At 71.0% G+C, this 19,310-nt stretch carries 15 protein-coding genes and 1 tRNA gene; 8 read left to right on the top strand and 8 right to left on the bottom strand.

The genetic code is table 11. From position 1 onward, the window contains the following. Positions 1-125 precede the first annotated feature (125 nt). From mptB to serS, 5 genes are all read left to right on the top strand, one after another. Positions 126-1,586, top strand: coding sequence for a polyprenol phosphomannose-dependent alpha 1,6 mannosyltransferase MptB (gene mptB, locus FLX07_RS38800; RefSeq protein WP_373292428.1), 1,461 nt, complete (start codon positions 126-128; stop codon positions 1,584-1,586). Positions 1,587-3,725: 2,139 nt separating this feature from the next. Beyond that, positions 3,726-5,000: a glycosyltransferase 87 family protein gene (locus tag FLX07_RS03590; RefSeq protein WP_142567930.1), complete on the top strand. Its 1,275-nt coding sequence runs from the start codon at positions 3,726-3,728 to the stop codon at positions 4,998-5,000. Between the two features lie 22 nt (positions 5,001-5,022). Beyond that, positions 5,023-5,442, top strand: a complete 420-nt coding sequence (locus FLX07_RS03585) for a DUF4446 family protein (RefSeq protein WP_142567929.1) — start codon at positions 5,023-5,025, stop codon at positions 5,440-5,442. A gap of 187 nt (positions 5,443-5,629) precedes the next feature. Further along, the gene (gene pheA / locus FLX07_RS03580) at positions 5,630-6,550 is read left to right on the top strand and encodes a prephenate dehydratase (RefSeq protein ID WP_142567928.1); all 921 of its coding nucleotides are present in this window, start codon (positions 5,630-5,632) and stop codon (positions 6,548-6,550) included. 38 nt (positions 6,551-6,588) lie between these two features. Further along, the gene (gene serS / locus FLX07_RS03575) at positions 6,589-7,854 is read left to right on the top strand and encodes a serine--tRNA ligase (RefSeq protein WP_142567927.1); all 1,266 of its coding nucleotides are present in this window, start codon (positions 6,589-6,591) and stop codon (positions 7,852-7,854) included. A gap of 346 nt (positions 7,855-8,200) precedes the next feature. On the opposite strand, the gene FLX07_RS03570 is transcribed toward serS, so the two are convergent. Beyond that, entirely contained in the window at positions 8,201-8,404 is a 204-nt protein-coding gene (locus tag FLX07_RS03570) for a cold-shock protein (protein ID WP_041952879.1), read from the bottom strand. Positions 8,405-8,800: 396 nt separating this feature from the next. Here FLX07_RS03570 and FLX07_RS03560 point away from each other — a divergent pair, with 396 nt between their 5' ends. After that, the gene (locus FLX07_RS03560; protein ID WP_142567925.1) at positions 8,801-9,598 is read left to right on the top strand and encodes an HAD family hydrolase; all 798 of its coding nucleotides are present in this window, start codon (positions 8,801-8,803) and stop codon (positions 9,596-9,598) included. Positions 9,599-9,617: 19 nt separating this feature from the next. On the opposite strand, the gene FLX07_RS03555 is transcribed toward FLX07_RS03560, so the two are convergent. Further along, complete coding sequence (locus tag FLX07_RS03555) at positions 9,618-10,145, bottom strand: bacterial proteasome activator family protein (RefSeq protein WP_142567924.1); 528 nt, start codon at positions 10,143-10,145, stop codon at positions 9,618-9,620. Positions 10,146-10,203: 58 nt separating this feature from the next. Beyond that, positions 10,204-11,166 carry an NAD(P)H-quinone oxidoreductase gene (locus FLX07_RS03550; RefSeq protein WP_142567923.1) on the bottom strand — a complete coding sequence of 321 codons (963 nt, stop codon included), beginning with the start codon at positions 11,164-11,166 and terminating at the stop codon, positions 10,204-10,206. 186 nt (positions 11,167-11,352) lie between these two features. Here FLX07_RS03550 and FLX07_RS38265 point away from each other — a divergent pair, with 186 nt between their 5' ends. Further along, on the top strand, positions 11,353-13,800 hold the full coding sequence (locus tag FLX07_RS38265) for a nucleotide-binding protein (RefSeq protein ID WP_208762053.1): 2,448 nt from the start codon (positions 11,353-11,355) through the stop codon (positions 13,798-13,800). A 99-nt stretch (positions 13,801-13,899) separates the two neighbouring features. Further along, positions 13,900-13,988, top strand: a tRNA-Ser gene (locus tag FLX07_RS03540). A gap of 958 nt (positions 13,989-14,946) precedes the next feature. On the opposite strand, the gene FLX07_RS03530 is transcribed toward FLX07_RS03540, so the two are convergent. The 5 genes from FLX07_RS03530 to FLX07_RS03510 all read right to left on the bottom strand — a co-directional run bounded on the left by FLX07_RS03530 (position 14,947) and on the right by FLX07_RS03510 (position 19,276). Then, entirely contained in the window at positions 14,947-16,263 is a 1,317-nt protein-coding gene (locus FLX07_RS03530) for a DJ-1/PfpI family protein (RefSeq protein WP_142567922.1), read from the bottom strand. 7 nt (positions 16,264-16,270) lie between these two features. After that, positions 16,271-16,660, bottom strand: a complete 390-nt coding sequence (locus FLX07_RS03525; protein WP_142567921.1) for a hypothetical protein — start codon at positions 16,658-16,660, stop codon at positions 16,271-16,273. A 121-nt stretch (positions 16,661-16,781) separates the two neighbouring features. After that, on the bottom strand, positions 16,782-17,435 hold the full coding sequence (locus tag FLX07_RS03520; RefSeq protein WP_142567920.1) for a response regulator: 654 nt from the start codon (positions 17,433-17,435) through the stop codon (positions 16,782-16,784). Beyond that, positions 17,432-18,637 (bottom strand): sensor histidine kinase, encoded by a 1,206-nt coding sequence (locus FLX07_RS03515; RefSeq protein WP_208762052.1) that lies wholly within the window; start codon positions 18,635-18,637, stop codon positions 17,432-17,434. Before FLX07_RS03515 ends, FLX07_RS03520 begins: the two co-directional genes overlap by 4 nt. Positions 18,638-18,676: 39 nt before the next feature. Then, the gene (locus tag FLX07_RS03510) at positions 18,677-19,276 is read right to left on the bottom strand and encodes a YdeI/OmpD-associated family protein (protein ID WP_142567919.1); all 600 of its coding nucleotides are present in this window, start codon (positions 19,274-19,276) and stop codon (positions 18,677-18,679) included. Positions 19,277-19,310 lie beyond the last annotated feature (34 nt).

Here is a 19,310-nt window from a genome sequence, read left to right as displayed (position 1 = left end):
AGATGCCGCAGGTGAGCGCCCGTCGGTCGTGATCAGTGCAAGATCACGAAAGGGATAGCCCCTGGTCGACGCCGCCACTTGCGACAAAATCCAAGATCACGGCGCGGGTGTGGTGGAATTCGGGGGTGGATTCGCGGGGGCGTGCTCGGATCGCCGCCCGGCTGGCCCCGGCCGCCGGCGGCCTGTCGATCGTTCTCACGATCACCATCGGCGTCCTCGGGCCGTCGGCGATGGTGCCCCGACTGCCGGGGCGGTCGTGGCAGCCTCCCTACTCGCTCGATCTCGCGCCGGACGGTCGTCTCGTCGTCGCGCTGGCCGCCGCGGCGCTCGTCCTCGGCGCGGCAGGCCTGGCCGCCGGCCTCGCGTACGCCGACCGATTGCCGCAGGCGCGCGCACTGGTCGTCGCCGGGTGCGCCGCCGCCGCGGTCCTCGCGTTCCTGCCGCCCTCCGGGTCGGCCGACCACCTCAACTACGCGGCGTACGGCCGGATGGCGGCCCTCGGCCACGACCCGTACGCGACCGTGCCCGCCGACCTTCCCGCCGATCCGGTCATCGGCCGGGTGGAGGAGTGGACCAGGACGCCCAGCGTGTACGGCCCGGTCGCGACGGCAGTACAGGCGCTGGCGAGCCATGCCGGGGGCGACTCGGTCCGCCTGACGGTCTTCGTGATGGCCCTGGTCAACGCCGCCGCCTTCGTCGCCACCGGCCTGCTGCTCCACCGCGCAACCGCCGGCGATCCCGTACGGCAGCGCCGCGCGGCCCTGCTGTGGACGGCCAATCCGCTGCTCGTCTACGAGCTCGTGGCCGGGATGCACCTCGACACCGTGGCGATCGCGTTCGTCGTGGCGGGGCTGGTCGCCCGCAGGGGCGTGCCGCTCGGCCTGGGGGTCGCGGTCAAGGCCACCGTGGGCCTGGTGGCGCTGGGCACGGCGTGGGAGTTGCGCAGGAGCCCTCGGCGGCTCGCCCTGGTCGCCGGGCTGGCGGCGCTGACCGTGTTCGTGGCCTATCTGCTGGCCGGGCCCCACGCGCTCGACCAGCTGCTGAACGCGAGCAAGTCGGTCTCGCTGGCCACGCCGTGGAAGCTCGCGCAAAGGGCCCTGCAGGTGATGTTCGGGTCCGGGGCCTACCGGGCGTGGATCCAGGCGGGGTCGCTGCTCCTGCTGGCCGCGCTCGCCGCCCTCCTGCTGCGTGGACGTCCCACCGCCGAGCGCGAGGGGCCGGTGGTGGCCCTGGCCGTCGCCGTGGCCTGGTTGTTCGCCACGCCGTACGCGCTGCCCTGGTATGACGGGCTGGGGTTCGCGCTGCTAGCCCTGGTCGCCTGGCCGGGCCTGGAGGCGTTCCTGGTCGCCCGGCTCGCCGTGCTCTCGCTCGCCTACCTGCCCGCGCGCCAGGCGGATCAGCCGGCCGACCTGGGGTGGCTCGTCGGCGTAGTCAGGGCCTGGGTGGCGCCGTCGCTCCTGCTGGCGCTGACGATCGCGCTGCTGTGGTGGGCGGCGCGGTCTGGAACGCGCGTACGGACGCCGCCAGCGCCAGCGGCACCGCGACCGTCAGGGCCATCGCCGGAATCGCGATCCCCGAGTCGTTGATCAGGAACCCGGCGAACGCCGCGGTCAGCGCGCCGAACAGCCCGGCCCGCAGCTCCGGCGCCCGCTCGTAGGCCAGGCTCAGCGCGGGCGCGCCCCACCGGGACGGCCGGGCCAGCACGAGGAACAGGAACGCCAGCGCGACCACCGACAGCAGCGTCAGCGGGAGATTGCCCAGCGTGTGGAGCATCGCCCCGAGTTTGCGCCCGACGACCGAGCCGCCCTCGCCGCCGATGATCTGCTGGACGAACGCCCCGAGGTGGGTCCGCCGGTCGGCGGGACGCAGCCAGTCGGCCACCGCGATCAGCGAGATGAGCAGAACCCCCGCCACGCCGATCAGCCCCAGCCGGAGGACCGACACCCGCTTGCCCGCGGCCATCAGCACGCACACCGCCACGCCGAGGACGAACGACGGCACCCCGCCGAAGTCCGCGCCCCAGGTCGGCCAGCCGTCCCCGGCGATCGCGAGCAGGCCGTACGCCACGCACACGGCCGCGGCGAGCCTCGGCCGGCGGCGCAGCACGTGGGCGACGGCCGCCAGGAGCAGGATCGTGCCGGTCGAGTAGACGGCGAAGGCCATGTTGCCGAAGCCGTAGAACCTGCCGCCGGTCACGGGCTCGTAGCCGGCCACCGCGTTCACCTGCAGCCGCGAGCCCGTCACCACGTCGGCGAGGAGCGCGAGCGAGCTGATCCCGGCGACCACGGCGGGCGGCCCCAGCACATGGCGGCGCCACGGCCCGGCGTACGCGAGCCCGGCCACCAGGACGGCGAAGCCCAGGATCGTGCCGAGCAGGGCGGGCATCGGGTGCGCGAAGCCCCACCACGGCACGAGCTGCGCCAGGAAGATCGACACCGGGAGCGCGCCGCTGACCGTCGCGACGACCCGTGTGGTCGTCGGCATCCGCCGGTGGCGCCTGATCACGAGCGCGGCCAGGCCGTAGAAGAGCAGTTGCGCGGCGACCAGCGTGATGAAGAACGGCTCTCTGACCTCCCTGAGCACCTGGCTCGCGAGGTCGGCGTCGGCCAGCTCGGCCGCTGAGGGCGCCTCGCCGCCCCCGGACCAGGGCCTGCCGACCGCGCCGTCGGGAGTGGGGAGGCCGAGCAGGTGCGTGACCGTCATCGTGACGTCGGTGACCGTGACCAGCGCCCGCTGCCGGGTCGAGGAGGCGGTCAGCGCCCCGTGCCCGTACGGCCCGCCGGCGGCGATCGCGACGTGCAGGTGGGCGATGGCCCCCTCGCCGCGGCCGGGGGAGTCGGACAGCCCCGCCACGAGCACGACCGAACCGGCGGGCACCTTGGCGAGCACCTCGGCGACGGTCCGGTCGGCGGCGCTCACGGCCGCCCGCCGCGCCTGCCCGCGCCCGTCGCCGGCCGGGTCGCCGGCCTGGTCACCGGCCGGGTCGTCTGCCGGGCCGTCGGCCTGGGCCCCGGTGATCTCCCCCGCCTCCGCGACCACGAGGGCGTACGGCGCGAGGTCGGGCAGCGCGGCGGGCGTCGCGGCGTACGTCGCGACCCTGCCGGACCGGTCGGCGGCGGCCAGGGCGGCCCCCGGGCCGACGGCCGCGATCCTTCCCCCGGCGGCGGTCACTGTGTCGGCGAGGAGTCCGAGCCGGGCCTTGAAGGGACCGGCCTGCTGTACGGCGACCAGTTCGGACCAGTTCGGGATCGTCGCCGTGCCGCCGGCGGCGGTCACGGGCTCGGGAAGGGGGCCGCAACCGGCGCCGGGAGCTCCCGCCCGCTGGCCCGCGGAGACCGTCAGCCAGCCGGCGGCCGGGCAGGTCACCGGCAGCCCCTCGGGAGGGACCGTCCTCGTGGACAGCGACGCGCTGGAGCCGCGGGCGGCCAGCCCCCACAGCGCGGGGGTCCGCCGCGGGTCGAGGTCGTCCCAGCGCAGGCCGGGCACTCCGATCACCACGACCCGGCCCGTCACCGAGGCGGCCTGCCGTGCGGCCGACGCGGGAGCGGCGGGCAGGACGAGGGCCGCCACGACGAGCACCAGGATCGACGCCAACAGCCTCGCCGCGGCTCGGGCCGCCGGGCCCCGAGCCGGGCCCTGTGCCGGGGCTGATCCAGGTGGCACTGTCCCGCGCTCCCTCATGATCGATAACGGTGCGGACACGGTCCACGGTAGCCTGCCTGGTCATGACGACTGGCCGCATCGCCGGGGGCCGCCGGCCCGCCTGGGCGTGGGCGCTCGCCCTGGTGGCGCTGGCCGCCGCGGCGTCGCCGCTGATCGCCTACTGGCTGACCAACCCCGAGGACCAGCGTCTGGTGGACCTGGACGTCTACCGTACGGGCGGCTGGGCGCTGCTGCGGGGTCTGCCCGTCTACGACGTGATCACGCCGGCTCCTCAACTGCTGCCGTTCACCTATCCGCCGGTGGCCGCGATGCTGGCGGTGCCGCTCGCCGTGATGTCGTGGCCGGTCGCGCAGTGGGTGTGGACGGTCGCCATCGTCGCCGTCCTCGCCGTGACGGTCCGGCACGCCTTCCGGGCCTTACTGGACGGGGTGCGCGGCGTCCTGGCCGCGCCGCTGCTGTTCGCCGTGCTGTGCGCCGCGTGCACCTATCTCATGCCGATCAGGGACCAGTTCAGGTTCGGCCAGGTGGACCTGTTCCTCCTGGCGTTGTGCCTGCTCGACTGCGTGGCCCGCAGGCCGTGGTGGCCGCGCGGGATGCTCATCGGCCTCGCCACGGCGGTGAAGCTCACGCCCGGCGTGTTCCTCGTCTACCTGGCGATCACCGCCTTCCCCGCCCGGGAGGGGGATACAAGGCAGCGTCACGGGAGCGCAGGACAGCGGCGTGCCTTCTTCATGGCGGTGTTCACGGCGGCCCTGCTCACGCTGCTGCCGTTGCTGGTGATCTTCGACGACGCCCGGGACTTCTGGTTCGGGGCGCTGCTCGACTCCGAGCGCCTCGGCGCGAACGCCGCCACCACCAACCAGTCGCTGCGCGGCATGCTGCTCAGGCTCTACCTGCCCGATTGGCTGACCACGGTGCTCTGGCTCGCCGCCGTCGCCGTGATCGGCTGGTACGGCTTCCGCCGCGCCCGGCGGGCGTACCTGGCCGGTGACGTGACGACCGCGGTGGCGCTGACCGGGCTGATGGCGGTGCTGCTGTCGCCGGTGGCCTGGATCCACCACATCGCCTGGGTCGTGGTCGTCCTCGCGGCCCTCGCGGGATCCGGGCGCGACCCGGTCCGGCTGCTGGTCGCGGCGGGTGTGTGGCTCTATTACGTGCTGCCCATCCCGTGGTGGGGAGTGACGCTCAAGGCGCTGGAGATCCCCGTGCTCAGCCCGGTCGCGGGCAAGATCGTGCAGAACGCGTTCGGACTCGGCGCCATCGGGCTCGTCTGGCTCCTCGGCACCTGGTTGCCCCGGCGGCGGGCCGCTGTCGCCGTTCCCGCTGCGGCCACTTGACCGAGTCATTACGCTCAGTGCCGTGCTGGTTACCGTTGTGGAGATGGCCGGTGTCCTGGCGGGGGTGACCGGCGTGGCCGTCGGCCTGATCGCGCTGCGCGCCGCCCGCCGTTCCGTGCGAGTGTGCCTGGACGCCCTTGATCGGCGGGCCGCCGTCGAGGGCCCGGTGGACAGCAGGGCGATCCGCGACGTGGCGCTGTATCGGTATGAGGCGCTCGACGAGATGACCGGCAGGCTGTCGTTCTCGCTCGCGCTCATCAACGGCTTCGGCGACGGCGTCGTGCTGACGTCGATCAACGGGCGCACCGAGACCCGCACGTACGCCCGGGCCGTACGCGGCGGGAAGGGGCTGCAGCCGCTGTCGCCGGAGGAGGAGCACGCCGTGCGGGCCGCCAGGCTCGGCATCGGGCCCGAGGTCGAGCCGCAACGCCTCCCCGGCTGAGCCGCGACACCTCCCCGGCCAAGCTGGGCCGATGCCTCCCCGGCTGAGCCGGGCCGGCGGTTCACCGGCCGAGCTGGGCCGATGCCTCCCCGGCTGAGCGGGGCCGGCCGGTTCACCGGCGAAAGCCGGTCGGGCACAGGGGTGTCTCCGCACGCAGGCCACACCTACCTGCGGATACCCTTGGGGCATGTCGAAGCTCGCGTACCTGGGGCCCCAGGGCACCTTCTGTGAGGCGGCCCTGCGGCTCCTGGAGCCCGATGCCGAGCGCCTGCCCTGCGCCAACGTCGGAGCCGCGCTCGACGCCGCCCGCGACGGCGAGGCGGACGGCGCGGTGGTCCCGCTGGAGAACTCGGTGGAGGGGGCGATCACGCAGACCCTCGACGAGCTGGCCGGGGGGAGGGCGCTCCACATCACCGGCGAGTGGCTGCTTCCGGTCGAGTTCTCCCTGCTGGTGCGGCCCGGCACCGAGCTGGCCCAGATCAAGCGGGTCCTCACCCACCCGGCGGCCCACACCCAGTGCCGCGGGTTCATCGAGCGCGAGATGCCCGGCGCCGTGGTGATCGCGGCCTCGTCGACGGCCGCCGCCGCGCAGGAGGTCGCCTCTCCCGGGTCTCCGTACGACGCGGCGATCAGCCCGGCCATCGCCGGGGAGTACTACGGGCTCGACGCGATCGCCTCGGACATCGGCGACCGCTCCGACACCGTCACCCGGTTCATCAAAGTGAACCGCCCCGGGCGGCTGCCCGAGCCGACCGGCGCCGACCGCACCTCGCTCGTGGCCTTCCTGCGCGACGACCACCCGGGCGCGCTGCTGGAGATGCTGAGCGAGTTCGCGGTGCGCGGGGTCAACCTGACCCGCATCGAGTCGCGTCCCACCGGCGACGGCATCGGCCGCTACTTCTTCCACTTCGACTTCGAGGGGCACATCGCCGACGCCCGGGTCGGGGAGGCCGTCGCCGGGCTCCACCGGCTCTGCGACGATCTGCGTTTTCTCGGCAGCTATCCGCGGGCCGACCGGGTCGCGACGCAGATCAAGGAGGGTACGGCCGACCCGGACTTCGCCGAGGCCGCCGAATGGCTCGGAAAGATCCGCGCCGGCCTCGCTTGACGGGCGGGAGCCGCACCGGCTCCGGTAGCCTTTGAGCCGTGATTGACCTGCGAACCCTTCGTGAGGACCCTGACCGGCTCCGGGCGTCGCAGCGCGTCCGCGGCGAGGACTACTCGGTCGTGGAGACCCTGCTGTCGCTCGACGAGCGCCGCCGTGCCGCGCTCAACACCTTCGAGTCGCTGCGCGCCGAGCAGAAGAGCATCGGCAAGTCGGTGTCCCGCGCGTCCGGAGACGAGCGCCAGACGCTGCTCGACCGCGCGAAGGAGCTGGCCGCGCAGGTGAAGGCGGCCGAGACCGAGGCCGCCGCGCTGGCGAGCGAGCTCGACGAGCTGCTCATGACCGTGCCGAACTTCGTCGAGGAGGGCGCGCCTCCCGGCGGCGAGGACGACTACGTGGTGCTGGAGGAGGTCGGCGAGAAGCCGGTCTTCGACTTCGAGCCCCGCGACCACGTCGAGCTGGGCGAGCGGCTCGGCGCGATCGACACCGAGCGCGGGGCCAAGGTTTCCGGCGCCCGGTTCTTCTTCCTCAAGGGCGTCGGCGCGCGGCTCCAGCTCGGGCTGCTGAACATGGCGATCCAGCAGGCCGTCGAGGCCGGCTTCACCCCGATGATCACGCCCGTGCTGGTCAAGCCCGAGGCGATGGCCGGCACCGGCTTCCTCGGCGCCCACGCGAGCGAGGTCTACCGGCTGGAGGCCGACGACCTCTACCTGGTCGGCACCAGCGAGGTGCCGCTGGCGGCCTACCACTCCGACGAGATCCTCGACCGGGCGTCGCTGCCGATGCGGTACGCCGGCTGGTCGTCCTGCTTCCGGCGCGAGGCCGGGTCGTACGGCAAGGACACCCGGGGCATCATTCGCGTCCACCAGTTCGACAAGGTGGAGATGTTCTCCTACTGCCGTCCTGAGGACGCGCACGAGGAGCACCTGCGGCTCCTCGCGTGGGAGAAGGAGATGCTGGAGAAGGTCGAGATCCCCTACCGCGTGATCGACGTCGCGGGCGGCGACCTCGGCTCGTCGGCGGCGCGCAAGTACGACTGCGAGGGCTGGGTGCCCACGCAGGGCCGCTACCGCGAGCTCACCTCGACCTCCAACTGCACCGACTACCAGGCCCGCCGCCTCAAGGTGCGCTACAAGGACGAGGACGGCAAGCCGCACCACGTGGCGACGCTCAACGGCACGCTCGCCACCACCCGCTGGATCGTGGCGATCCTGGAGAACCACCAGCAGGCCGACGGCTCGGTGGTCGTGCCGAAGGCGCTGCGGCCGTACGTGGGGCTCGACGTCCTGGAGCCGCTGTCCCGGTAGATCCACCGGCCCTGATCGAGGAGACCTCCGGCGTGGTGCCGCCCACCACGTCCGGAGGTCTTCGCGTCTCACGCTCTGTGGCGGGTTCCGGCGGCAGCGCCGGGCCGGCATCGATTGCCTCAGATGTCCGGCGAAAGGGCAATCTGCACCTTTGATGGCACGGTGCCGTCAGGTGTGATGTAAATCTCTCGGTTCGGACGGCATCCGAGTGCGAGAAGGGCTCCGTGCGTGAAACTTTCATGCGCGAGGGTCTTCCACGGGTCCGCCCCCGCGCTTACGGCCGGATGCCCCCGGACATGCGAAAGGCGGGGCTCGCCACCGCGAACCCCGCCTTCGTTACGTCAGGTCACAGACCGCGGACGTTCGACGCCTGCGGACCCTTCGGACCGGCGATGACCTCGAACTCGACCCGCTGGCCGTCCTCGAGGTTGCGGTAGCCGCTGCCAGTGATCGCGGAGAAGTGCACGAACACGTCGGGCTCGCCGCCGTCCGGTGCGATGAAGCCGAAGCCCTTCTCAGCGTTGAACCACTTGACGGTTCCCTGAGCCATTACTGCTCTCCCTAAGGAAGTGAATCTTGGGGGCCACACCTCGTGGACCCCGGGTGTGTCGCACAGCTCCCCGGGTGGCTCATACAGTCAAACTGGTTTTCGCTACGGGAACAGCTAATACAACGCCTTCATATCTAACACTATGTAGCCCGTTGGTGTTCCATGTCCGGGGGAGATTTCTCGCCGCCGATGTGGCCACCGGTGTGGGTGTGACCGCCGGTGTGGCAGTGGCCGTAGGCGTCGCTGTGGCCGGGGTATGGCGGCGGAAGTGGCCGTGGCGGTATGCGTCGGGTGGCCGGGTGTGGCGGGGTACGACGGTGGGTGTGGCCGTGGGCGTGACGGTGGTTGTGGCCGTGGGTGTGGCATCGCCCATCTCGGTGCACACTGGAACCTGTCATGACTTGTCCCCGACTCGTCGCCACGGACCTCGACGGCACCGCTCTGCGCACCGACGGAACGGTCTCCCCACGTACCGCCGCCGCTTTCGCCCGGGTGGAGGAGGTCGGCGGCACCCTCGTCTTCGTGACCGGGCGGCCGCCCCGGTGGATGCACACCGTCGCGGGAGCCGTACGGCACCGCGGGCTCGCCATCTGCGCGAACGGCGCGCTCCTGTACGACCTCCACACCGAGGAGATCGTCGACTCACGCCTGATCGACGCCGACGTGCTCGAAGAGTGCGTCGCCCGGCTGCGGCGGCATGTGCCCGGCCTCAGGTTCTCGGTGGAGTATGAGGGAGGCTTCGCGCACGAGTCGGACTACCCGCTGGGGCGCTGGGACGCCCGGGAGCTGGCCTACGGGCGGATGGCGGCCATGGCGGCGCTGACATCCCGGCCGTGCGCCAAGCTGCTCGCGCAGCACCCCTCGATGGACCCCGACGAGTTGCACCGCGGAGTGCTGGAGATCGTCGGCGACATCGTGACCCCGACCCACTCCAGCGGGCGGGCTCTGATCGAGATGAGCGCGTACGGCGTGACGAAGGCCACCGCGCTGGCGACGTTTGCCGAGGAGCGGGGGATCAAGCCCGCGGAGGTCGTCGCCTTCGGCGACATGCCGAACGACCTGCCGATGCTGACCTGGGCCGGCACGTCGTACGCCATGGCGAACGCCCATCCCGACGTGCTGGCCGCCGTCGATCACGTGACGGCGGCCAACAACGACGACGGTGTGGCGGTCGTGCTCGAGACCCTGTTCTGAGTCGGCGGGGAGCGGGGGTTTACAAGTAGGGGCCACCCGCGCGGTGGCCCTGATCGTCCTGTGAGGCTTGAGTCATGCCGCCGGGGAGTGCGCGGCGCATCTGCTCCAGCTGCGCCCGGGCGGCCATCTGCTGGGCGAACAGCGTGGTCTGGATGCCGTGGAACAGGCCCTCCAGCCAGCCGACGAGCTGGGCGTGCGCGACTCTCAGCTCCGCGTCGCTCGGCGGGGTCGCGCTCTCGTCGTTGAACGGCAGGGTCAGCCGTTCCAGCTCCTCCACCAGCTCGGGGGCCAGGCCCTCCTCAAGCTCCTTGATGGAGCTCTGGTGGATGTCCTTGAGCCGCTTGCGGCTGGCGTCGTCGAGGGGAGCCGCCCGCACCTCCTCCAACAGCTGGCGGATCATGCTGCCGATCCGCATCACCTTGGCGGGCTGCTCCACCAGGTCGGCGACGGACCGCTCCTCGTGCTCGCCCTTACCGTTGCCGCCGGAGGCCGAAAGGCCCTGCGGCCCCACGACCACGATCTGCGGCGTGCTCTCGTCTGCGTTCATCGATCGCTTACAACTCCTGATTCGCCGGGGCACACCGTGCTCACCCCATCAACTTAACTCACCTGACCAGCAAGAGCTTTCCGATGTGTTCACCCTCTTCGAGCATCCGGTGGGCGCGGGCGGCCTGGTCGAGGGGGATCCGCTCATGCACCACGGGCCGTACGGCTCCGGCGGTGACGAGCGGCCACACGTTGTCGACCACACCCCGGCAGACCACGCCCTTGTCGTCCACCGGGCGGTTGCGCAGCCCGGCCGCGTGGACCGAGGCCCGCTTGGCGAGCAGCGCGCCGAGGTCGAGCTCGCCCTTCGCGCCGCCCTGCATGCCGATGACGACCAGGCGGCCGCCGGTGGCGAGGGCGCGCAGGTTCCCGGGCAGGTACTTCGCGCCGATGATGTCGAGGATGACGTCGGCCCGGCCCTCGAACCGTTCGGCGAAGTCCTCCTCGCGGTAGTTCACGCCCTCGTCCGCGCCGAGTTCGCGGCAGCGCGCGAGCTTGTCCGCGGAGCCGGCCGTCACGAGCACGCGCGAGCCGTACGCCTTGGCGAGCTGGACGGCCAGCGTGCCGATGCCGCTCGCGCCGCCGTGCACGAGCAGGGTCTCGCCCTTGCGAAGGCGGGCCGTCATGAAGACGTTCGACCACACTGTGCAGGCGACCTCGGGCAGACCGGCGGCCTCGTCCAGCGCGATTCCCTCCGGCGCCGGCATCACCTGCTGCCAGGGGACCGCCACGCGCTCGGCGTATCCGCCGCCGGCCAGCAGGGCGCAGACCCGGTCGCCGGCCGCGAGACGTGGGACGTTCTCGCCGACCTCGATGATCGTTCCGGAGCATTCGAGCCCGGGGATCTCGGAGGCTCCCGGCGGCGGCGGGTAGAGGCCGCGGCGCTGGAGCAGGTCCGCCCGATTGACGGCCGAGGCGGTGACCTCGATGACGACCTCACCTGCGGCGGGACGCGGGTCGGGCACTTCCTGCCAGGCCAAAACCTCAGGTCCGCCAGGTTCGGAAATCACGATCGCACGCATGTGACCTAAAGTAGCGTGGCGGAGAACTCGGCGGTTGCCCGCATTCACGGTATTACGTGGCGCTAATCTGCAATGTGTTTGCTACCCCATTAGCTCAGCCCGAGGGGGTACACGGTGGCGAGACATGATCGTGAGGATCCCCATTCTCTCGAGGACCAGCTGGCATGGCTTGACGCGATCAAGGAAATGCCCGACGAGGTGGAGATAGCGGTCAGCGCGGTCACCTCCGCGACGCTCGCCTCTCCACAGCCACCGCCCGCCGAGCCTGAGCCCGCCTCGCCGTACCCCGCCGACCCCTGGAGCCTCGTCCCGTCCGAGTCCGCCTCCGGGGGCCTGCTTCGTGGTGTGGGCGAGGGTCTGCTTGGTGGCGCCGCCGACAGCGCGACCGGCTCCGCGTACGGCGCCCCGGCACGGGAGGACGCGCAGACATCCGAGTCGTCGTCCACCGGCCCCATCCGCGACCCCCTCTTCGATGCCGGCTATTCGGAGAGATTTGGGTATGAAAGCGGCGAAAAGTCCGGATTTGGGTCCGGCTATGGCGCTGACTCGGCCTACGGCGAGACGAGCTTCGGCGACACGGCGAACGTGAATGACACGACGGCCTTCGGTGAGACGACGGCCTTCGTGACCAGGCCCGAGTCCTCGCCGCCGGAACAGCGTGAGGACACGCCGTCGGCCGAGTCGCCCGCCGCGTTCGGCACACCGCCGGCCGAGTCGCCCGCCGCGTTCGGCACACCGCCGGAGACGAGGGGTGCGGAGCCCGCCACGTCGACCGGGCCGGTGAGCGCCCCGTCGTTCGGTTCGCCTTCCGGTTCGTCTTTTGGGACGGCATCGGAGCCGTCCTTCCCGGGGTCTTTCGGCTCCTCTTCCGGAGCGGGACCGGAGTCCGCCGAGGGGGCCTCCGACGCGACGCCGGAGACACCCGGGGATGACCAGGAGCCCACGGAGGACGACGGCCGCTCCACCCCGCCGTCGGGCGGCCTGAGCGGTTCCTCGTCCTTCACCACCCCCCTGTTCGGCGAGCAGTCTTTCGACAGCGGCGCCTTCCCCGGCTCCCCGGCGGACACCGACGCCTACAAGAACATCGGCGCGTTCTCGGGCAGCGAGTCGGCCAAGCCCTTCGCCTCCCCGGCGCCCGGCGATTCGTCCTCGGCGACGGAGTCGCTGCGGGGCTGGCTTGAGCCCGCTGTGCCGGTGCCGGCCGCGCAGCAGGAACCCGGTGTCTCCGGTGCTCCCGCCGCTCCCGCGGCTTCTGCGGCTCCTGCCGCCCCCGCCGCTTCTGCCGAGCCGGAGGAGCCGCCCGCGCCGCCGCAGAGCCCGTCTCCGTTCGCCACCCCACGGGCCGAGGCCGCGCCGGACTTCACGGACGACCGCTTCACCGGCTCCCTGCGGGAGGACCTGGCCGCCGAGGAGCGGAAGCCGTACGAGCCGGGTGCGGTCGCGGCGCCGACGCCAGCGCCCGCGCCTGCACCCGCACCTCAGTCCACCCCTCAACCCGCACCCGAGCGCGCCTCGGCGCCGAGCCACGCACCGGTCGAGGCCGCGGCCGTGGAACGGGACGCGGTGGCGGAGCGGGAGGCGTACCAGCCCCCGCGCCGGCCGGCTCCCGTCTCCGCCTTCAGCTCGCCCGCGCGTACGACGGGGAAGTCGGCCGGCTCCAAGCCGACCGCCGACAGCCTCGATCCGGGCACCCTGCTGAGGGGGCGGCGCAACACTCCCGCGACGGGCTGGCGGCGGCTGGTCTACAAGGCGTCCGCCGGGCTGATCAAGCCGGGCGAGGCCCCGGAGGTGCGGCGGCGCCGTGAACTCGTGCAGCGCGCCCGCACGCCCGTCGCCACCGGTCACCACCGAGTTGCCGTGCTCAGCCTCAAGGGCGGGGTGGGCAAGACCACGACGACCGTCGGCCTCGGCGCCACGCTCGCGCAGGTGCGAGGCGACCGTGTCATCGCCGTCGACGCCAACCCCGATCGTGGAACGCTCTCCGACAAGGTCGAGCTGGAGACCGCGGCCACCGTACGCGACCTGCTGAACGAGCGCGCGCAGATCAAGCGATACGTGGACATCCGCGCCTTCACCTCGCAGACGACCTCGCGGCTGGAGATCCTGGCGTCGGACCGCGACCCGTCGGTGTCGGAGGCGTTCAGCGCCAAGGACTACCACGCGGTGGCGCAGGTGCTGGAGAACTTCTACTCCATCTGCATCACCGACTGCGGCACCGGCCTCCTGCACTCCGCCATGTCGGGCGTGCTCGGCATGGCGGATCAGATCGTGCTGGTCAGCTCGCCGTCCGTGGACGGCGCCCGGGCGGCATCGGCCACGCTGGACTGGTTGGAGGCGCATCACTACGGCGACCTCGTCCGGGCCGCAACCGTGGTGCTGTGCAGCGTACGGCCACGGTCGAAGTCCACCGTGGACCTCGACAAGCTGGAGGCGCACTTCGCCGCCCGCTGCCGCACCGTCGTCCGCGTGCCGTACGACGCCCACCTGGAGGAGGGCGCGGAGATCGACCTGGACCGCCTCCAGCAGGCCACCAGGGACGCCTACCTCCGGCTGGCGGCCTCCGTGGGCGACGGCTTCGCCGGGCCGCACGCGCTGGCCGAGCCCAGGTTCTCGGAGATCCCGGATCATCTGTAGGCGAGACGTCGAGGCGAAATGATCTCTTTTGTGGTCGCGGTCACCTACGGGAGAGTGAGAGACTAGGCTGCTGCGTGGCGCTCTGGCATGGGGCGCCCGGGAGAGCTCGCCTAGTGGACGATGGCGGCGGTCTTGAAAACCGCTAGGCCGGGTGACCGGTCTCGTGGGTTCGAATCCCACGCTCTCCGCTCAACCAGCAAAAACGGCGTCTGACCAGCGGTTTCGCTCGGTTCAGACGCCGTTGATCATTTCAGCCATGCGCAGCCATACGCCACCCTGAGCAGCCCTCGGCCGCTGTCCGCGGGATATATGCGGGATGGATCTTGGGGGCGCTCCGGCTCCGGGGTGATCGCCAAGACCTGCGAATCGTGGCCGGCCGTAGATGGCTGAGGGGACAGACGGCACCGGTCGGCCGGTTCCGATCGCAGTTGTCCGAACCCTCTTGGCCAGAATGTTGTAGGAGATGTTGCCGGTTGCTCAGGAGTGATGAAGCTCTTCATGCGCATGCCCGGCGCTTTAGAAGCCGCTGCGAATGAGGGCCGCTCGTCGGGTCATTCGACGAGCTTGCCGCCCTCGAAGGTCGCTCCGGCGCGGACCAGCGCGATGTCGTGGTGTTTCTCCGTCCAGTCAATACCGTAGGTGATGGCCAATCGAGCCTCCCGTGTTCTGATGTGTGCCCAGCGTGTGATCCTGTGCGGGGTCACGCAGCGCCCTAATAGAAGGGCTCGGTGGCCCGGCATCCGATGAGCAGTTCGCGGCCCCAGCTCACCGCACGGGTGTCAGTCTGTGGGCAGAGCTCGCGGCTCGCGTTGCAAGAGGGGAAGTCACCGTGCGGTCGGCTCAGGTCACGATCATGGCCCTCGTGCGGCCAGGAGCGCATCTGCTTCACGAGAGGCGCGGCACCGGAGCCCGCCGCCTGTGGATAGGGGTCAAGCCCCGGGTTTCAAGTAGGAGTCATCCGGTGCCGTGCAGTGCTATTAGGTTTCAAGCATTGCTCCCGCCGTGCTGCTGTGGCCGACCAGGCGGGAGATCTCTTCGAGCGGGATGCCCTTGGTCAGAGAGCAGGGATACGAAACTGTGCCGTAGCTCTCGGGGCGTCCACGGTTCTGACGGCGGCTCCCTCGCGTCACGAGGGAGCCGTCGCGATCAGGCTCGGACGAGAGCGTCCACAGTGGTCCAAAGACGCGGAAGGCAGATCACCGCGGCAATACCCAAAAGGATCAACAAGATGGGCAACGCCGTCTGCTGCCACGGCCACGCCGGGCCGTCCAGTTGCAGGCCGTCGGTCGGCAGTTCCATGGTCTCGGCGGTCCAGCGGGCGGTGGCCACATCCGTTGTCCGGGCCAGGTCCCGCACGGCGTCGTTGTAGGCGAAGTCCTGTCCGGAGTGGACGTACACCGGCTCCAGGCCGTCGGGGACCTGGCCCAACCGAACTCCCGCTCCGGGCACGAGCAAGCTATCCAGGTCTGGGGCCGCGCTAGCGAGATCGGCGCGGGGCAGGAACGTCAGACCATGCCGTGACCGGATCGGGCCGCCGTCCGCGCTCACGGCCAGCGTCCGGTCTGCGAGCGACTTGTCGTGCGTCTCGAACACCGACGCCAGGTCGATCTCGCCGACGCCCGGCGTCAGCATCACGCCGACGGTCGGCGGCGCCCACGTCCATCCCGCGTTGAAGATCGCGGCCGGGGCGGGCATGGCGATGCCGGTCACGACCGGCGGCGTGTTGCCGTAGTACCGCCAGCGCACGGCCTTGGCCGCGTTCGCCGCCACCGTCGAACCGGCCAAGCGCTCGATCATGTGCAGGGTTCCGTCGATGCCGGACAGCACGCCCGCGGTCGTGACGACGGTACCGCTGTCGACGAAACGCTTGCCGTGCACCCAGTTCACCGCGGGATAGTCCGACTCGAACGAGCCGATCCGCAGCCAGTGCGCGGTCGCGGGCCGGCCGTCGAGCAGACCCGCCGAGGCGAGGACACCGGCGCCGTTGCACACGCTCAGCAGCAGCGTGCCGCGGTCCACCTGATCACGCAGCCACGTCGTGACCGGGGCGGTGCTGGGCTTGCCGACGTCCGGCATCGCCGGGATGACCGCGAGCTTCGGCGCGGCACCGCCGGTGAGTTCGGCAAGATCCGCGAAGCTCAGGTCCGGCACCAGGTCCAGACCACCGGTCAACGGCAGCGGACGCCTCTGCGACGCGACGGTGTAGACGTTGAACCGGCCCGAGGCGGCGAGGATCTCGTACGGGGCGAGGGCATCCGACGCGACGGCCCCGTTGTCGCCGATCACCACGACCGCGGTCGGTTTGGCGGGGTCGAAGGCCGGGTGAGCGGCGGCGGGAACGGGCCGGTTCGGCCCGGGGGCGTACTCGGCGTTGAACGTGGCGAGGGCGGAGATCGCCCCGCCCGCCACTGGAATCAGGAGAACCGCGATCACCGCGAGCGCGCGGCGCAGGAAGGTGCGCATCGAAACCTCAGTGCCAGTAGTGGTCGCGGCGCCACACCATGGCGGCCAGCATCAGCGGGAACATGATCACGTGCCCGGCCATCATCAACCCCATGGCGGACAACGCCCCGAGCCAGAACGGCACCAGCAAGACGAGGAACGGCAGGTACATCGCAGCCGCCATCTCACCGATCCGCGCCCACGAATGCCTGCGCAAGGCCATCGCCACGGTCATTCCGATGGTCATGTCGGTCGCCATGACGAGCGCGCCGATCTCCGGCCGCGCCGACCAGGCGTCCGGCCACAGCGGCGCCAGTGCGAACATCCCGGCGAGCATGGCGATCACCATCTCGACGTAGTGCCAGACGAACCGGCCCAGCTTGCGACTGGTACTCCGGCTGGTTGTCATGGTCGTCATGACGTCCCCTCAGATTCGGCATCGACTGATACCGACGAGAGTGGCCGCCGGCCGCCGTCCTGCCATGTGCCGGAAGTCATGCCGGAGGTCATGCCCGGGATCATGACCCGGGCGGAAATGGTCAGAGCAGACCGAGTGACCGTGCGCGTAGTGCGGCCTGGGTGCGGTCGCGGGCGTTCAGTTTCGACAGGATGTTGGTGACGTGGTTTTTCACGGTGCCCTCGGCCAGGTAAAGCGTTGTGGCGATTTCGCGGTTGCTGTGGCCGGTGGCGAGGTGGCGGAGGACTTCGAGTTCGCGGTCGGACAGCGGCACGACCAACGGCTGCGGTTCCGGGGCGCTGGTCGAGGGTAGGCGGGCGAACTGGGCGACCACCTTCGCGGCAACGGACGGCTGCAACACCGACTCGCCGCGGGCGGCGGCCAGGACGGCCTCGATCAGCTGAGCCGAGGAGACGTCCTTGAGCAGGTAGCCCAAAGCTCCGGCGCGAAGGGCGGCGAACACGTCCTCGTCGTCGTCGAACGTCGTCAGCGCAATGATGCCGATGCCGGGGTGGTCGGTACGCAAGCGGCGGGTCGCGGCGACGCCGTCCAGGACGGGCATACGCAGATCCATCAGGACGACGTCCGGGGTGAGCTCGGCGGCCTGGCGGATCGCTTCGTCGCCGTTGCCTGCCTCGCCGACGACCTCGATGGCGTCGTGCGTGGCCAGGAGGGTGGCCAGGGCCTCGCGGAACAGAGCCTGGTCGTCGACCAACAGGACGCGGACCGGGCTCATCCAGGAACCTCCATGCTCAATGTGTAGCCCGCCCCCGGTGCCGACTCGACGCTCAACCGTCCGCCCAGGTGCTCGGCGCGTTCCCGAAGCCCGACCAGGCCGAAACCAGACGCAGGCGTAGAAGCGGAGCCGGCGCCGTCGTCGCGGATGGCCAGCCGGACAGCGGTGTCAGCGTAGTCCAGGACCACGTCGGCACGGGTTGCCTGGGCGTGCTTGCGGACGTTGGTCAGACCCTCTTGCGCCGCACGGAACAAGGCCTCGCGCGTCTCGTCAGGCAACGGTCGTTGCTCGCCGGATATCGCGACGCTGGTGGTCACGCCCGCGGCGGATGTCAGTTCGGCCAACGCCTGCAAGGCGTCGGGCAGGGGAGGGGTTTCGCGTGGTTCGCGCAAGGTGCGGACCGAGCGGCGTACCTCGGCGAGTGCGGCCTCGGCCTGGTTCTGGGCCTTGGCGAGTACCTCGTCGGCCTTGGCGGTGTCGGTCGGCAGGACCGCACGGGCGGCCTTGACCTGCATCTGGACGACGGTGAGCGAGTGTCCGAGTCCATCGTGGATGTCGCGTGCGACCCGGTTGCGTTCCTGCACGGTTGCGAGCCGCTCCGCCTGCGCGGCGTAGCCACGCAACTGCTCGTGCGCCTCGGCTAGTTCGACACGGGCGCGTTGTTCGCGTTGCAGCAACTCCGTCGCGATCGCGGCGAACACCGCGGCGACAAGTATTCCAAGCCCTTCTCGCAGCCCTTCGCCCCACGACATGCCGAGGTGGACGAACGGGACCAGCCCGACCACGACCGCCGTCGCGGCGATCGGCAACCGTAGCAGCACGCACTGGCTGACCAGCACGACGAGCAGAAGCGTCGCGGCGACCCCTGCGTTCAGCGAGAACACGACGAACGCGATCGGCAGCTGCACGGCCACGTACCCGAGCGACCAGGCCAGCTGATTGCGCGCACGTACCCACGAGAAGCCGGCGGTGGCCAATGCGGTGAACACCGCGCCGAGCACGAGCGACGGCAGGGACTCTCCAGATGCGACGACCCCGATCAGCAGCGTGAGCAGCGCGCCGAAGGTCAGCACGGCCAGAGCCCTGTTCATGCGCTCACTGTGGGCCGTCCGGCGGCGCACGGTCAACTCACGGTAGAAACGCGCCATGATCTCGCGGATCTCGGCTCCGTCGCAGATGACGGCGGTCGCGTCCCGCAGCATGCGGGCGCACGTGCGATGGCACGACAACGAAGCGAGCATTCAACTGCCGAGGGCGCGCTTTTGTGGGTGGATCGCCTCGCCGCGGGCGAGCATGTCGACGAACTGGGTGATACGGCGGGCTCGGGTCTCGGCGCGTTTGGCGTTCGCGATCCGATAGAGAACGGCGTAGCGGTTTTGCGAGGTGAGGATGTCGAACATCGCTTGTGCCTGGGGATTCGCGGCCAATGCGGTGGCCAGGTCGGCTGGTATCTCGATGCCGGCTTGTCCCGCGTAGGCCGTGTCCCAGCGGCCGTCGGCCTTGGCGCGTTCGACCTCGGTCATTCCGGCCGGATGCATCCGGCCCTCGCTGATCAGACGGGTGACGATGGAAACGTTCCGCGCTGACCAGGGACTTTGCCTTCCGCGAGGGGTGAAGCGCCGGCAGAAGGTGGTCTCATCCCGCCGTCGTAGCCGGCCATCGATCCAGCCGTGGCACAGGGCTTCGTCGAGCGCCTGGTCATAGGTCAGGCTGGTGGGCCCGGTCGTGTTCTGCTTGGCGAGGACCAGCCACACCCCTGCCGAGCTGTCGTGGTGCTCGCTGAGCCACTCCCGCCAGGCTCGGGCATCGGTAACGGTCAGTTCCGGTAGTTCGTTGCTCATCGTCACGTATCCCTATGGTTGTCGGCGGTCACCC

It is taken from the genome of Microbispora bryophytorum (assembly GCF_006874465.1).
GTDB classification, from domain to species: domain Bacteria; phylum Actinomycetota; class Actinomycetes; order Streptosporangiales; family Streptosporangiaceae; genus Microbispora; species Microbispora bryophytorum.
Note: the sequence above shows the minus strand (reverse complement) of the source record. Positions and strands in the feature narration are given on the sequence as shown.

Coding starts and splice junctions, on each gene's coding strand:
- FLX07_RS03590 (WP_142567930.1), top strand. CDS start 3,726: ATGACGACTGGCCGCATCGCCGGGGGCCGCCGGCCCGCCTGGGCGTGG.
- pheA (WP_142567928.1), top strand. CDS start 5,630: ATGTCGAAGCTCGCGTACCTGGGGCCCCAGGGCACCTTCTGTGAGGCG.
- FLX07_RS03570 (WP_041952879.1), bottom strand. CDS start 8,404: ATGGCTCAGGGAACCGTCAAGTGGTTCAACGCTGAGAAGGGCTTCGGC.
- FLX07_RS03560 (WP_142567925.1), top strand. CDS start 8,801: ATGACTTGTCCCCGACTCGTCGCCACGGACCTCGACGGCACCGCTCTG.
- FLX07_RS03555 (WP_142567924.1), bottom strand. CDS start 10,145: ATGAACGCAGACGAGAGCACGCCGCAGATCGTGGTCGTGGGGCCGCAG.
- FLX07_RS03550 (WP_142567923.1), bottom strand. CDS start 11,166: ATGCGTGCGATCGTGATTTCCGAACCTGGCGGACCTGAGGTTTTGGCC.
- FLX07_RS38265 (WP_208762053.1), top strand. CDS start 11,353: ATGCCCGACGAGGTGGAGATAGCGGTCAGCGCGGTCACCTCCGCGACG.
- FLX07_RS03530 (WP_142567922.1), bottom strand. CDS start 16,263: ATGCGCACCTTCCTGCGCCGCGCGCTCGCGGTGATCGCGGTTCTCCTG.
- FLX07_RS03525 (WP_142567921.1), bottom strand. CDS start 16,660: ATGACGACCATGACAACCAGCCGGAGTACCAGTCGCAAGCTGGGCCGG.
- FLX07_RS03520 (WP_142567920.1), bottom strand. CDS start 17,435: ATGAGCCCGGTCCGCGTCCTGTTGGTCGACGACCAGGCTCTGTTCCGC.
- FLX07_RS03515 (WP_208762052.1), bottom strand. CDS start 18,637: ATGCTGCGGGACGCGACCGCCGTCATCTGCGACGGAGCCGAGATCCGC.
- FLX07_RS03510 (WP_142567919.1), bottom strand. CDS start 19,276: ATGAGCAACGAACTACCGGAACTGACCGTTACCGATGCCCGAGCCTGG.